General features: G+C 53.7%; 12 protein-coding genes. 6 read left to right on the forward strand and 6 right to left on the reverse strand.

Features of this window, described 5'->3' with window-relative positions:
- The first annotated feature begins 10 nt into the window (after positions 1 to 10).
- Positions 11 to 649, forward strand: coding sequence for an endonuclease III (gene nth, locus ACT3T7_RS07765; RefSeq protein ID WP_192526505.1), 639 nt, complete (start codon positions 11 to 13; stop codon positions 647 to 649).
- 22 nt (positions 650 to 671) lie between these two features.
- On the forward strand, positions 672 to 1,742 hold the full coding sequence (locus ACT3T7_RS07770) for a hypothetical protein (protein WP_444630585.1): 1,071 nt from the start codon (positions 672 to 674) through the stop codon (positions 1,740 to 1,742).
- Here ACT3T7_RS07770 and ACT3T7_RS07775 read toward each other — a convergent pair.
- The 4 genes from ACT3T7_RS07775 to ACT3T7_RS07790 are packed head-to-tail and all read right to left on the reverse strand — an operon-like array spanning position 1,739 to position 5,851.
- Complete coding sequence (locus ACT3T7_RS07775) at positions 1,739 to 2,812, reverse strand: tRNA-queuosine alpha-mannosyltransferase domain-containing protein (protein WP_444630586.1); 1,074 nt, start codon at positions 2,810 to 2,812, stop codon at positions 1,739 to 1,741. The genes ACT3T7_RS07770 and ACT3T7_RS07775 overlap by 4 nt on opposite strands.
- 28 nt (positions 2,813 to 2,840) lie before the next feature.
- Complete coding sequence (locus ACT3T7_RS07780) at positions 2,841 to 3,848, reverse strand: ArsA family ATPase (protein WP_444630587.1); 1,008 nt, start codon at positions 3,846 to 3,848, stop codon at positions 2,841 to 2,843.
- Between the two features lie 31 nt (positions 3,849 to 3,879).
- Entirely contained in the window at positions 3,880 to 4,158 is a 279-nt protein-coding gene (locus tag ACT3T7_RS07785) for a cory-CC-star protein (protein WP_087105546.1), read from the reverse strand.
- A gap of 16 nt (positions 4,159 to 4,174) precedes the next feature.
- On the reverse strand, positions 4,175 to 5,851 hold the full coding sequence (locus ACT3T7_RS07790) for a carbon starvation CstA family protein (RefSeq protein ID WP_444630588.1): 1,677 nt from the start codon (positions 5,849 to 5,851) through the stop codon (positions 4,175 to 4,177).
- A 267-nt stretch (positions 5,852 to 6,118) separates the two neighbouring features.
- Between ACT3T7_RS07790 and ACT3T7_RS07795 the strand changes: the two genes are divergently transcribed.
- The 4 genes from ACT3T7_RS07795 to ACT3T7_RS07810 are packed head-to-tail and all read left to right on the forward strand — an operon-like array spanning position 6,119 to position 11,497.
- Entirely contained in the window at positions 6,119 to 6,493 is a 375-nt protein-coding gene (locus ACT3T7_RS07795; protein ID WP_172116528.1) for a response regulator transcription factor, read from the forward strand.
- On the forward strand, positions 6,490 to 8,547 hold the full coding sequence (locus ACT3T7_RS07800; protein ID WP_444630589.1) for an exonuclease domain-containing protein: 2,058 nt from the start codon (positions 6,490 to 6,492) through the stop codon (positions 8,545 to 8,547). The genes ACT3T7_RS07795 and ACT3T7_RS07800 overlap by 4 nt, the downstream gene beginning before the upstream one ends.
- Positions 8,544 to 8,747, forward strand: a complete 204-nt coding sequence (locus ACT3T7_RS07805; protein ID WP_172116526.1) for a hypothetical protein — start codon at positions 8,544 to 8,546, stop codon at positions 8,745 to 8,747. Before ACT3T7_RS07800 ends, ACT3T7_RS07805 begins: the two co-directional genes overlap by 4 nt.
- A gap of 2 nt (positions 8,748 to 8,749) precedes the next feature.
- Positions 8,750 to 11,497 (forward strand): ATP-binding protein, encoded by a 2,748-nt coding sequence (locus ACT3T7_RS07810; protein ID WP_444630590.1) that lies wholly within the window; start codon positions 8,750 to 8,752, stop codon positions 11,495 to 11,497.
- Here the strand turns inward: ACT3T7_RS07810 and ACT3T7_RS07815 are convergent.
- Together ACT3T7_RS07815 and ACT3T7_RS07820 are read right to left on the reverse strand one after the other, a co-directional pair.
- A complete protein-coding gene (locus ACT3T7_RS07815) occupies positions 11,494 to 11,856 on the reverse strand; it encodes an HlyU family transcriptional regulator (RefSeq protein WP_444630591.1) in 363 nt (120 codons plus the stop codon). The genes ACT3T7_RS07810 and ACT3T7_RS07815 overlap by 4 nt on opposite strands.
- A 57-nt stretch (positions 11,857 to 11,913) precedes the next feature.
- Positions 11,914 to 13,134, reverse strand: a complete 1,221-nt coding sequence (locus ACT3T7_RS07820) for an argininosuccinate synthase (protein ID WP_444630592.1) — start codon at positions 13,132 to 13,134, stop codon at positions 11,914 to 11,916.
- Positions 13,135 to 13,149 lie beyond the last annotated feature (15 nt).

The raw sequence follows: 13,149 nt of genomic DNA on the forward strand, positions 1-13,149 counted from the left end.
GAGACACGCTATGAATGCCCAAAAGCGTCATGAAATTTTTGCTCGCCTTCAAGCAGCAGACCCGCACCCGACAACAGAGCTCAACTGGACGACCCCCTTTGAGCTGCTTGCGGCGGTTTTACTTTCCGCACAAGCCACCGATGTCGGCGTCAATAAAGCCACCGCACGGCTCTACCCCGTTGCCAATACGCCCCAGGCTATTATTGACTTGGGGATTGATCAGCTTAAAGCGCATATCAAGACCATCGGCCTGTATAACACCAAAGCAGAGAACTTGATGAAGACCTGCCATATTCTGGTCAACCAGCACGGCGGCGTCGTGCCCGACACGCGTAGTGCGTTAGAAGCACTGCCAGGGGTTGGGCGTAAAACCGCCAATGTAATTCTGAATACGGCGTTCGGGCAGCCAACCATTGCCGTCGATACGCATATCTTTCGTGTATCGAACCGTACCGGCATCGCCAAAGGCAAAAATGTCGTTGAAGTCGAGCAGAAGTTAATACGCCATGTGCCCAGGGAGTTTAAGCAGGATGCTCACCACTGGTTGATTCTCCACGGTCGATACACCTGCATTGCGCGCAAACCTCGTTGCGGAAGCTGTATTATAGAAGACCTGTGCGAGTACCCCGACAAAATCGAACTCGCCTAGCTTACGTTAACAGGAGACTCCTATGCCGATGCCTGCCACTTTGCTACATGACCAACCCATTGAGCAGCGTATTGACGCGTTATTTGCGCTCTCCCGTCAGCACGCTGACCACTTTGGCAGTGCAGGCGCCTGGCTTTCACGCCAACGCTACCTGGCGCAACACCCTACGTCGATTGTGGTTATGAAATGTATGGATGGGCGTATTCATATCCCACACGCCACCCGCACACCGCTCGGCATTATTACCCCATTTCGTAACCTTGGCGGGATTTTCGATTTGGGTTGGCCATATTTGGGTGAGCTACTTACCGACACCGTTATTGAAGCCACCAACGCGGGGCGAGCCACGCTTTTATTGATTACTTACCACTTTTCCGAGGGCAACCCGGCGCGAGGATGCGCCGGATTCGCTTGCGACACCCAAGCCGCCAAAGCACACGCGCATACGATTGCCCACCAGGCTGGTCAGCTATTTGGTGAAGACCATCAGCAGGTGTACCCGTTAGTGTGTGGCTTTGAAACGGATAGCGACGCTCTCATCCTTCACGGTCAGGACGACGCAGTATTGGATGTGCGCGAATGGGTTGGGCAGCCTATAGAAGCGCTCACCGCGCATCTACAGGCTATTTTCCCTGATATGCCTGCGGACATACGCCGGGATTTACTGCCTTTATTGAAAGGTAACTTGGCGCATGTCAATGATCTTCAGGGCGTTGAACGCGAACTGGATATCGAGCATCGTGAGTGGGCAATTTGTATTGGGCGTGGGTTCGACTTTTTGCACTTGCCTAATACAGCACTGATTATTGGGCCTTACGGGCCCGACCTGGCTGAACCGATTGGTACTGCCGCCACGATTATTGAAGCCAATATGCAGGCTGGCAAGATCCCCGATGATGGTTTTATGCTGCTTGCCTCAACACCGTATCAGCATAGCGGCGTGGATCGTGCCCGGGCGATTCTGAAGTCGCGTTTTTTATCCGAGTTCGCCGAGCACGTCATTCGGCGGGAGCATCCGCACCTTGCCCAAAAAATGCGCCGCCATACGGCTGTCGTTCACTGGCCAACCCGACGGCTGGATTCACTGGACTAGCGCGGTAGCGATAAGCCTGGCTGTAATAGTGCGCGGTACGCATCACGCCAGGCGGGCCACTCCCAGGCCTGCGTGTTTATCTCCTTTGGCCGTGAATCAGGCGTGCTAAGCCACGCATGCAAACGCTTATAAAGACCGTCTGGCGTCCCATCATAACGGTAAGCATCTGGATATAGCTCAGGAAAACAGAGCCTATCGGGCACTAGCGGTAATGCTCCGCGCTGGGCAGCTTCCATAATGGCCAAGCCCTGAAACTCATGCAAGGTCGTCGAGACTACAATCCCGGCGGTCGCCAACAGCTCGCGGTATTGCGGTTCCGACTGCGGGCCCCAGGCCACACTATGCGCTGCTAGTTTCTCTTGGGCGATATCAAAAATAGGCGGTGTTTGCCGAAAACGCTGACCCAATACGGCTAACTCAAAATCAATGCCCTGCTCGCTTAGCGCTATTAACGTATTGAAAAAGTCATCCGGGTTTTTGTCATACTCCCAGCGATGGTTCCACACAATACGCCGTAAAACCCGGCCATCAGCATGCGTTTCGGCTAGCGGTGAAATCGGTACGGGCAGTACGCGAGCACGTGAGCGTAATGCCTCAAGCGGCTTGGCGGCGGGCAGGTTTTCGGGCATTTTCTTTAAGAATGCCCGCACGCCGGTAAAAAACGAGTCGCGGTTATAGGCGGTGTTAAAAACAACGGTATCGGCGGCAAGCGCTGCATAGAGATTGACCATTTTTGCCTCTACCTGAGGCATCTGGTCACTCGATTCCGGATAGGCGAACTGGTTTTCGTGAAAATAGACAATTTTTCTGGCCTGACCCAAATGAGGGAAAAGCCCCAGAAGCGTCGCCAAATCCACCATCGACGTTGCCAATACAACGTCATAGGCTTGGCTAAGTGTGTGATGCTCTTTTAGCCACCAGCTAAGCGGGTTTCCGCGAATTCGCCAGGCAAAGTGACGCGGCGGTAAATTTAATGTTTGCCACGTTATCTCAGGGAGATGGGCCATTAAACTGCCTGCCCAGTAACGGTGGCTCACCGCTTCGTACGCTGAAAGTAATAAAACGCGCATTAAAACCCTTGTTTTAAAAGCTCTGACATTAAAAACCCTGGTACTCCAGCTTATCAGCCAGCGATTCTAACACGTCGATCCCTTGTACATCGGTCGCTAACCACGGCAGCGTGGGGCGGGGAAATTGCTTAAATAACGTATCAATGCGTTCAAGATAAGTGGCCTCTTGCTCACGTCGTGCCTGCAAAAAGGCACCGTCCGCTTCTTTAGGTATCACCCGGTTAACCAGTACGCCCGCCACGTTGATATTAACCTCTTCCAAGGCGCTGACGGCTCGCTGCGTCTCAAGGATAGGCAGTCGCTCCGGCGTCATGACGAATAAAAAGCTGCACGCCTTGGCATCCTCTATACGACGCCGTGCCTGGTAAAACAGCCGCCGACGGTTGATTAGCGTTTCCGCCACCTCGCGGGTACGCTCATCCAGACCCGAAAGCGCATCTTCTGTGGGGTTATCAAAGGGAGTAGCCACATCCTGCCCACGTGATGGAGTGAGATGCTTAAGCACACCGCTCAATTCAGCCGATTTGCGATTATGTGCCAGCAGTCCATCCGTCCAGGCCGCCATGGCTTCGGGCAGGGTTAAAAGGCGCAGCGTATGTCCAGTGGGCGCCGTATCGATAATCACCAAGTCATAAGGCGCATCGTCATCCAGAATCAGCCGCGCCAGCCGCTCAAGCAGGGCCGCTTCCTGAGTGCCAGGGGATTGACGCGTCAGGCGCATTTGCCGCTCTAGCTCCTGCATCATTTCAGGCGCGGCGAAGCGGCGCATTTGCTGGGTGACTCTATCTAAATGCGCCTCAACCTCACTATCAGGATCAATCTCCATGGCATCCAGATTAGGCAGCAAGCGACACGGCGTATCGCCTAACGTTTGATCAAACACATCGCCCAGGCTATGGGCGGGGTCAGTTGAAACCACCAGCACGCGCTTGTTACGCCTGGCCGCAAGAATTGCCAAAGAGGCCGCGACGGTTGTTTTACCCACGCCGCCTTTACCGCCTACCCACAGCAGGCGGCGGTTGAGAACTGATTGCATAGGTTACCTGTCCATGGGCTTATTTAGGGGGCTAGCAACAGCGAAAATGGTCCAGCGGCGAATGCTCCATGCCCATTCGCGTATGCCAGTCATGAAAACGTTCAAGCAGCAGCGGCTGCAATTCCAGTGTGTAATAGGCGGCGGGGTTGGGTACACCCATCATTTCTGAAAAAACCAGCAGCATGAACAGGTCATCTTCATCACGGCGCGCCCGCGCAATCGCCCCTCGATAGCGCGCGCTATAGACCTCTTCGGTAAAAAAGCGGGCCTGGCCTAGCCAGGCCCGCAACGTATCACGCTTGGATGACATTATGATGCCCTCTTATTTAGTCACCTTGGGCTGCCATTTCGGCACGCGAGCGTTTAAGCGCCGCGGCACACTCCATCGCGACGAGAATGGCCGCCATCAGCACCACAATATCCATCACCAGCAGGAACATGTTGCCTTGGTCCCAGAAAGTGCGAAGCTGAATGAGTAATGCCAATATGGTCATTACCAGCAAAAAGCACAGGGGCGCCAGGGTGTACCACATGGGCCGCCGCAGACGTACCAGCATGACGGTAATAATCAGCAGCGTTAACCCGGCGAGCAGCTGGTTGGTGGTGCCAAAAAGCGGCCAGATAATCAAACCGCCAGAACCATCTGCACCACCCGCCCCGAATGCCAACAACAAGCAGGTTCCCACCGCCAGACCTGTCGCAAGTGCCGGTTTTTTCATCCACGGCTGGTTATAAATATCACCCCACTCCTGGAAAATATAACGCTGCAAGCGTAAGCCAGTATCCATGGTGGTACCTGCAAAAAGCGCGGCCATGACCGTTAACAGCGTCGCGGCAGTAGCCTCAGGCAACCCAATACCGTTATGAATAATAAATGCGCCCCCTTCCACAAAAGCGTTAACGCCGCCCTGGCCAAAGGCGCTGTACATTGTCTGCCAATCGCCAAATGTCGCAAACCCTGCCGTCGCGGCCAAAATAGCCGCTAGCGCTAGCATCCCCTCGCCTACCGCCCCAAAGTAGCCCACGAACCGCGCATCAGTTTCTTTATTAAGCTGTTTGGACGTTGTACCTGAAGATACCAGCCCGTGGAAACCCGATATTGCCCCGCAGGCAATCGTTACAAAAAGCAGCGGAATCATCGAAGGCGTGCCGGCAGGCACATTGCTGTTAAAGGCAGGCGCAACCAGCGTTGGGTTAAGCAGCACCAGCGCTCCATAAAGAATCAGCAGGCCGATAAATAGCTGTAAACCATTGATATAGTCTCGTGGCTGCAGCAGCATCCATACGGGCAATAGCGAAGCAATGGCTGCATAGCCAAACAAAATCACAATCCAGATAGCGTTACCCGACAGCCCAGCGACTTCAGCAGGCATTTGAACAGGCACCATCGGGCCAATACCAATAAGCGCATAAAGAGCGATGACGCCTAATACCGATACCACAGCTAGGCTCAGTATCCGCCGGTAGATCAGTTGGCCAATGATCAGTGCCACAAAAATCGCTCCCCAGACCGGTACCACTGCACTAGGAAAGTTCATCATTAATCCGGCAATCACCACGGCAAACACGGCATTAACCATGAGCAGCACAAGGAAAATAACGATCATAAAAATACTGCGTGCCCGTTTGCCGACTACATCGCCCGTTAAAGCGCCTACCGACTTGGCCTTATTACGTACGCTGGCCCATATAGCGCCAAAATCGTGTACACCGGCAAAAAAGATGGTGCCGAACACCACCCATAAAAAAGCAGGTGCCCAGCCCCATATCACCGCAATGGCAGGGCCTACTATGGGTGCCGCTCCCGCTACTGAGGTAAAGTGATGCCCCCAGAGCACAAAACGGTTGGTCGGCACATAGTCGATGCCATCCTCAAACTCATGGGCAGGGGTTTTGAAATCGGGGTCTAACTGATAGATCTTTTGAGCAATAAATTTAGAATACAACACGTATCCTAACGCCATTGCCCCAAGTCCGATTAACAGCAAGATAACAGCACTCATATGCGCGGCTCCTTTGGCAAGATTGTTCTTTATTATTAAAACCAAGGCACGTATAGGTCAGGTGTTTCTATTTATATGTTGGTACGGCTTCTTGATTACGTCTATGTCTAAATCTCTTGAACACCGATTATTCACCCTAAAGTTGTAAACTGGTACCCGCACTCGCTTTCTATTCGGCCAAGGTCGTCTTGGCCTGCCTTGCATCGCTACCTACACTCGTAGTGAGTGAGATAAACGTTTTTAAATAACAACCAGTCGGTGGGCTCCATGACAAAAGTGCTAGTGGTCGATGATGAACCGAACATCGTCCTGTCGATTGAATTTTTAATGGAGCAGGCAGGGTTTGATGTCATCAGCGCGCTGGATGGCGAACAAGCCCTTGAGTGTGTGGCGGCCAACGAACCAGATGTTGTGTTACTGGATATTAGCCTTCCCGGGATTAGCGGGTTTGATGTATTGGAAGCACTACGCAGCCATACCGCTACGGCACAGCTGCCGGTGATTATGCTCACCGCCCATGGCCGTGAAGCGGAGCGTGAAAAGGGCTTTGCGCTGGGCGCTAATGCCTATATTACCAAGCCATTTTCAACACAGGCGCTAGTTGAGAAAGTGCAAACCCTGCTGGGTGAGGAAACCTCATGACGCCAAAGGCACTGCCTAAACGGCAGCGTTTGGTGGGTGCCTGGCTACTGCTTAGCGGCTTGAGCCTCTTGGGAGGGGCTTTATTTGCTGCTTGGCTGGAAAGCCAGTTGAACGTGACGGGTGGCTATCGGCTTATCCTCTGGGCAGGTTGCTTTTCAGGCGGCATCACACTTTTCTTAGTGGGCTTGCTGCTTGAACGTCTGCTTTTTACGCCGCTACGCAGTCTGCAAGCACAGCTTGCCCGACTGGCCGCCAACCCTGATACCGAAGACACCTGGCCCCCGCAAGGCTGGCTGAAGGGCTTGGCACCTGATCTACGCCGTGTGCAAGAGAGCTGGCACTCGGACCGTCATTCATTGCATAAGGCCCGTGCCGAGGGCGCCCAAAGCGCAACCCGTATCCGTAAAGCGCTTGAGGCGCTGCTGCAGGTGCTGGAAACGCCGCTTCTTCTTTACGATAAGCACCGCCGTTTGATGCTGTTCAACCAAGCGGCTGAGCGCTTTTTTGTGAATACGCAAGGCCTGGGCTTGGGTAAGCGTCTGGAAGCCCTATTGCCGCTTGCAAGTTTGCAACAACTCCTTGAGCAACTGCCCGCTAATGGCACTCCGCGTGAGCTTTTGGTGCCGTGTGATCAGCGCTGGTTAAAAGTCATTATCCGTCGGGTGCCTGAAAGCCAAGGTGAAACACTGATAACCTGCAGTGATGCCACGGCGGCCTGGGCCAGTGAACGGGGTGAGCGGGCCGATCTTGCACGTATGCTCACACCTCTGCGCCAACATACGGCAAGCCTGGTAACGGCGACGGATGCACTCAGCCAACTGCGTCAATCAGCGCATGAAAGTGGCTCGCTTGCTCAGCGGCTGGAGCAAGTAGTGCGTGAAGAGAGTAGCGCCCTTGGTGAAACAGTCGCCAACGTCAGTGAACTTGTTGAAGCCATGCAGCAACAGGGTGAGCGGCTTACCTCAATATGGTCCAATGACTTTTGGCTGATGCTGGATGATTATCTGGACCCTGCCCACCGCCTGATCACCCCCATTGGGATGCCGGTCTGGTTTAAAGGCGATGCCCCTGCGTTGATGGCTCTTTTTGGATCGCTGGTTAAACACCTGAGTGATTACATCACGGGCAGTGTGTTTGAAGGTGAAGTGTCGCTTAGCCCGAAACACACCTACCTCGACCTTGTATGGAAGGGCAAACCGATACCCGAGAGCGAGCTTACCAAGTGGCTGATGCAACCCCTGAACACGCTCCCCTTGAGCCCAAGTGCGGCGGATGTATTGCGCCAGCACGCAAGCGATGCCTGGAGCACGCAAGACACCGACGGCCAGCACGCACGCTTGCGACTACCACTTCTTGGCGTGGCGCAAAATGCGGCTCCACGCTCTGCGCCACCTCGGCCAGAATTTCATGATTTTGGTATCGCAGACTTGCCCTCTCCCGATATCACGCTCGCTAATTGCGCTCTGCGTAGCCTGGAACTGGTGATTTTTGATACCGAAACAACCGGGCTTGAGCTGCGCAGAGGCGATACGGTGATCAGCCTCGGTGCCTGTCGTATTGTGAATGGGCGCTTATTAGCCAGCGATGTGTTTGACCACTACGTTAACCCACACAAGCCGATTCCTGCCGCCAGTACCGCGATTCATGGCATCACAGATAGCGACGTTAACGAAGCCCCGCGCCTGGAACAGGTGCTACCACACTTTCGTGATTATATTGGAGAGGCTGTCCTGCTCGCCCATAACGCTTCCTTTGATATGCTCGCGATCAGTCAGAAAGGTGTGCTATTCGACATGCCCGTACTGGATACTTTATTAATCTCCCGTGCGCTTGATGAAGGGCTCGATGGCCATGACCTGGACAGCCTGGTGAAGCGGTATGGTTTGACACTTCCACCTGGCCTTCGCCATACGGCGCTGGGCGATGCTCGCGTAACCGGCGAGCTCTGGCTTGCACTATTGCCGCGTTTGGAAGCACGCGGAATTACCACTCTTGAGCAGCTACTCGCCTTACAAGCCAGTGCGTTTGATAAAGAGGATGCCAGCGCCTCATGATGCCTTCAAATTCACGCTACCGAGAACGCTTACTTGGGCTAGTCACCCTGGCACTGATGCTTTTCTGTCCGCCACTGCTTCTAGTGATTGATCGCCTACCCTCGGTAGGTATCGGTTGGCTACCCCTTTATCTTTTCTGCAGTTGGGCGTTCATCATTGGCCTGAGCGCATGGCTGATGGAACCTACTAAAAGGCGATAATCATGCGAACGGATGCGCTGATACTAAGTGCGGTGTTCGGCTATTTAGGCTTGCTTTTTCTAGTAGCGGCCTGGGGCGACCGCCGGGCGGTGCAAGGCCGTTCGATTATTAACTCACCAACGGTGTATGCGCTTTCTATTGCCGTTTACTGTACGGCATGGACGTTCTACGGCAGTGTCGGGCGCGCGGCGCAGTTTGGCCCAAGTTTTTTACTTATCTATTTAGGGCCAACACTTGCGATGATGCTATCGCCTTTTATCATCCGCAAAATGGTGCGCATTGCCGCACGCCAACGGCTCACTTCCATTGCTGACTTTATTAGCGCCCGCTATGGCAAAAGTGCCAGTCTTGGCGCGCTGGTGGCGCTCATATCGCTGATTACCATTACGCCGTATATAGCCCTACAGCTAAAGGCCATTACGGTGAGCCATGCGGTACTCATTAGCTACCCACAAAGCGCTGAGTCGATTCTCTATAACGAGCGTTTCTGGATGGACCGCTCCTTGTGGGTTGCTTTGGTACTGGCCGTTTTTATTATTTTATTCGGCACACGCCATCTGGATGCCAGCGAGCGTCATGAAGGCATGGTAGCGGCTATTGCGCTGGAGTCTATTGTCAAACTGGTGGCTTTTCTAGCGGTGGGGGTTTTTGTTGTCTTTATCCTGTTTGAGGGGCCAGGTTCGCTATTTACTCAAGTCGCCCAAACGCCTGCCTTAAGCCAATTAATGCACCTGGAAAGCGTTCCAGGTGGAGCAACCGGCTGGGTAGGCATGTTGGTCCTTGCCTTTCTGGCGTTCCTAACCCTACCACGTCAGTTCCAGGTACTGGTGGTTGAAAATATCGATGAACGCCATCTTGCCAGGGCCAGTTGGCTATTCCCCCTGTATTTACTCCTGATCAACCTATTTGTGATCCCTATTGCCCTGGCCGGTTTACTACTCGATGCAGGAGACCCAGACAGCTTTGTGCTGACCCTGCCGCTTTCTGCGGGGCTTGAAGGGCTTCCCCTGCTGGTCTTTATTGGTGGGCTTTCTGCGGCAACGGGCATGGTCATTGTTGAAACCATTGCGCTCTCCACTATGGTCAGCAACCAACTGATCATGCCGCTCTTGCTACGTTTCAAGGCGCTGCATACAGACAGTAAAGGCGGGCTTGCCCGGTGGCTTTTAAGAATACGCCGGGTCGCCATTGTGCTTATTTTGCTACTCGGCTATCTCTACCACGCGCTCATCGGCGACTCCTACAGTTTAGTCACCATCGGCCTGGTATCTTTCGTCGGCGCGGCACAGTTCGCACCGGCCCTGCTAATTGGCCTTTATTGGCGTGGTGCTACCCGGCTGGGGGCAGTGTATGGCTTAATCGGCGGATTCTTCATGTGGAGCTACACCCTGCTCCTGCCTGGGTTTGCTCAGTCCGGATGGCTGGATAGCGCACTACTCACCGAAGGCCCTTGGGGTATTGGCTGGCTGACGCCCTATGCGCTTTTTGGGTTGGAAGAATGGGATATTTATACGCACTCCCTTCTCTGGAGCATGTTTGTCAACGCAGGCCTGTTAGTGAGCATTTCACTGTTTACGCGCTCCACCCCGCTTGAACAAACCCAGGCCGCCCTGTTTACCGAGGCGCTGCACCCCAACCTGCCCACCACTTCGCTTCAACGCGGCCAAACAACGCAAGGTGCTCTGCATGAGCTATTGGTGCGCTACTTAGGGCTTAAAGCGGCGCAGCAGGTTTTTTCAACGCACACCCAAACCCTTAGCACATTGCAAAAAGACCAGCCTGCCGCTGATGAACTTATCATGCGCGCAGAACAGGCCTTGGCGGGCTCGCTGGGTAATGCGTCCGCGCGCGTATTGATCAACTCGGTGGTTCGCGGTGAAGCACTCGATATTGAGTCATTGCTCAGCATGCTGGACATCACCACGCAAACGCTGGAGTACAACCGTCGTTTAAAACAGAAATCGGATGAGCTGACGCGAATCGGCAAGGACTTACAAAGCGCCAATGATCGACTCCGTGAACTGGACCGTTTAAAGGATGAGTTTGTAGCGATGGTGAGTCATGAGCTGCGCACCCCGCTCACCTCCATTCGTGCATTTGCAGAAATCCTATCAGGTTCTCAGGCCGTTCCCGAGGAAAAACGACAGCACTTTTTGCACGTCATGGTACTTGAGAGCCAACGCCTTTCACGGCTGATTGATGAAATCCTGGATCTTGCTCGCCTGGAGAGCGGCCGTATGACGTTTGATGCAAAAACGCTGGATCTAGCAGCGCTTACCGACCATAGCCTTGAAGCGATTGCGCGACTACAAGAGCAACGTAATGTCCACCTTGAAATCACTATTTTAGAACGACCCGCCAACGTTATTGGCGACCCGGACCGGCTGGAGCAAATTATTATCAATCTGCTGGATAACGCGAGCAAATTTGCCGACCCGGCAGACCCACACGTCTTACTGCGCTTGTATAAACAGAATCAACACGTTTATTTATGCGTCGAAGATAATGGCGCAGGCATTGAGCCAAGCGCACGTGAACATGTATTCGAGAAATTCCACCAGCTACAGCCGGGCGATACGTCCACCGGTGGTCGCCCTAAAGGCAGTGGTTTAGGCTTACCCATCAGCCGGGCAATTGCTGTTCACTTGGGTGGCAGGCTTTGGGTAGAGGATGCCCAAGTGCTCAAGGGCGCCTGCTTTGTGTTGACACTACCAGAAGCAGGGCCTAACAAAGGCACGCCTGCGCCTTAGGCGCTTGGCGTTTGCTGGTTATCCGTCACTGTTGACTCACTGCCCGCATGACGAGGGTCAGGCTTAAACATTTCATCGCCCACTTCATCAATAAAACGCTGTGCCTTGGTCACCATCATGGCGTCGCAAGCATCGCGGCCAGGGAGCATATCGGAACGTTCAAAGCGAAGTTCACGCGGCTCACCATTGCTATCAGCCTTACTAATCCAACCGCTGACGCGGTATTGACCGCTTTGTTGATCGGGCTGAGAAACGATCGAATAGCCTTTGTATTCCACCGGTTCCGCGGCATTGGTGACCGCCTTAGTGGCCGACTTACTGTCGCCACCCAACAGTCCTGAAAAGAGCTTTTTAAACATACGGGCTCCTGGCGTTAGAAAAAAAGCGGCAGGAAAACCCGCCGCTTTTGACCGGAATTAGCTCTGCTGACGACCTTTGCCAGCGGCGATCCGTAAACGTAATGCATTCAGCTTGATAAAGCCTTCCGCGTCTTTCTGGTTATAAGCACCGGCGTCATCTTCAAACGTTGCGATGGACTCGTCGAACAACGACTGCTCGGACTTACGTCCTACTACGGTGGCGTTACCTTTATAGAGCTTCATGCGCACAACGCCCGAGACATTTGTCTGCGTCTCATCGATAGCGGCTTGCAGCATGCGGCGCTCGGGGCTCCACCAGTAGCCGTTGTAGATCACTTCTGCGTATTTCGGCATTAGCTGATCTTTGAGGTGGGCTTCTTCACGATCAAGCGTCAGCGATTCAATGGCACGGTGGGCGCGAAGCATGATGGTGCCGCCAGGTGTTTCGTAGCAGCCACGCGACTTCATGCCCACGTAACGGTTCTCTACGATATCCAGACGGCCAATGCCGTTATCGCCACCTACTTTATTGAGCTTCTCAAGCACTTCGTGCGGCTTGTGTGCTTCGCCGTCGATGGCAACGATATCGCCTTTCTCGAACGTCAACTCAACATACGTAGGCTGATCCGGGGCGGCTTCAGGCGATACGCTCCAACGCCACATATCGTCCTCAGCTTCGGCCCACGGATCTTCCAAAATGCCGCCTTCGTAGGAGATATGCAGCAGGTTGGCGTCCATGGAGTACGGCGATTTCTTCTTCTTGCTGGAGAAGTCGACCGGGATATTGTGCTCTTCGCAGTAAGCCATCAGCTTTTCACGAGACGTTAGATCCCACTCGCGCCACGGCGCAATCACTTTAACGCCAGGTTTCAGTGCGTAACCGCCCAGCTCAAAGCGCACCTGGTCGTTACCTTTACCGGTTGCACCGTGAGAGATAGCGTCGGCGCCGGTTTCATTGGCGATTTCGATCAACCGCTTGGCGATTAGCGGGCGTGCAATGGAGGTGCCCAGCAAATACTCGCCTTCATAAACGGTATTGGCACGGAACATGGGGAAGACATAGTCGCGTACAAACTCTTCGCGCAAATCTTCAATGTAAATTTCTTTAACACCCAGTGCCTGTGCCTTCGCGCGTGCCGGCTCGACTTCTTCGCCTTGACCGATGTCGGCAGTAAAGGTCACTACCTCGCAGTTGTAAGTTTCTTGCAACCACTTAACGATTACAGAGGTGTCCAGGCCGCCTGAATATGCCAGCACAACCTTTTTGACATCGGACATTCTTTGCTCCTTGTT

It is taken from the genome of Halomonas sp. 111, assembly GCF_052379685.1.
Classification (GTDB): Bacteria; Pseudomonadota; Gammaproteobacteria; order Pseudomonadales; family Halomonadaceae; genus Vreelandella; species Vreelandella citrativorans.

What these genes read in the sequence shown, in the direction of transcription:
- ACT3T7_RS07820 (WP_444630592.1), bottom strand. Translation starts at nt 13,134, where the DNA reads ATGTCCGATGTCAAAAAGGTTGTGCTGGCATATTCAGGCGGCCTGGAC.
- ACT3T7_RS07785 (WP_087105546.1), bottom strand. Translation starts at nt 4,158, where the DNA reads ATGTCATCCAAGCGTGATACGTTGCGGGCCTGGCTAGGCCAGGCCCGC.
- ACT3T7_RS07790 (WP_444630588.1), bottom strand. Translation starts at nt 5,851, where the DNA reads ATGAGTGCTGTTATCTTGCTGTTAATCGGACTTGGGGCAATGGCGTTA.
- nth (WP_192526505.1), top strand. Translation starts at nt 11, where the DNA reads ATGAATGCCCAAAAGCGTCATGAAATTTTTGCTCGCCTTCAAGCAGCA.
- ACT3T7_RS07805 (WP_172116526.1), top strand. Translation starts at nt 8,544, where the DNA reads ATGATGCCTTCAAATTCACGCTACCGAGAACGCTTACTTGGGCTAGTC.
- ACT3T7_RS07795 (WP_172116528.1), top strand. Translation starts at nt 6,119, where the DNA reads ATGACAAAAGTGCTAGTGGTCGATGATGAACCGAACATCGTCCTGTCG.
- ACT3T7_RS07770 (WP_444630585.1), top strand. Translation starts at nt 672, where the DNA reads ATGCCGATGCCTGCCACTTTGCTACATGACCAACCCATTGAGCAGCGT.
- ACT3T7_RS07780 (WP_444630587.1), bottom strand. Translation starts at nt 3,848, where the DNA reads ATGCAATCAGTTCTCAACCGCCGCCTGCTGTGGGTAGGCGGTAAAGGC.
- ACT3T7_RS07810 (WP_444630590.1), top strand. Translation starts at nt 8,750, where the DNA reads ATGCGAACGGATGCGCTGATACTAAGTGCGGTGTTCGGCTATTTAGGC.
- ACT3T7_RS07775 (WP_444630586.1), bottom strand. Translation starts at nt 2,812, where the DNA reads ATGCGCGTTTTATTACTTTCAGCGTACGAAGCGGTGAGCCACCGTTAC.
- ACT3T7_RS07800 (WP_444630589.1), top strand. Translation starts at nt 6,490, where the DNA reads ATGACGCCAAAGGCACTGCCTAAACGGCAGCGTTTGGTGGGTGCCTGG.
- ACT3T7_RS07815 (WP_444630591.1), bottom strand. Translation starts at nt 11,856, where the DNA reads ATGTTTAAAAAGCTCTTTTCAGGACTGTTGGGTGGCGACAGTAAGTCG.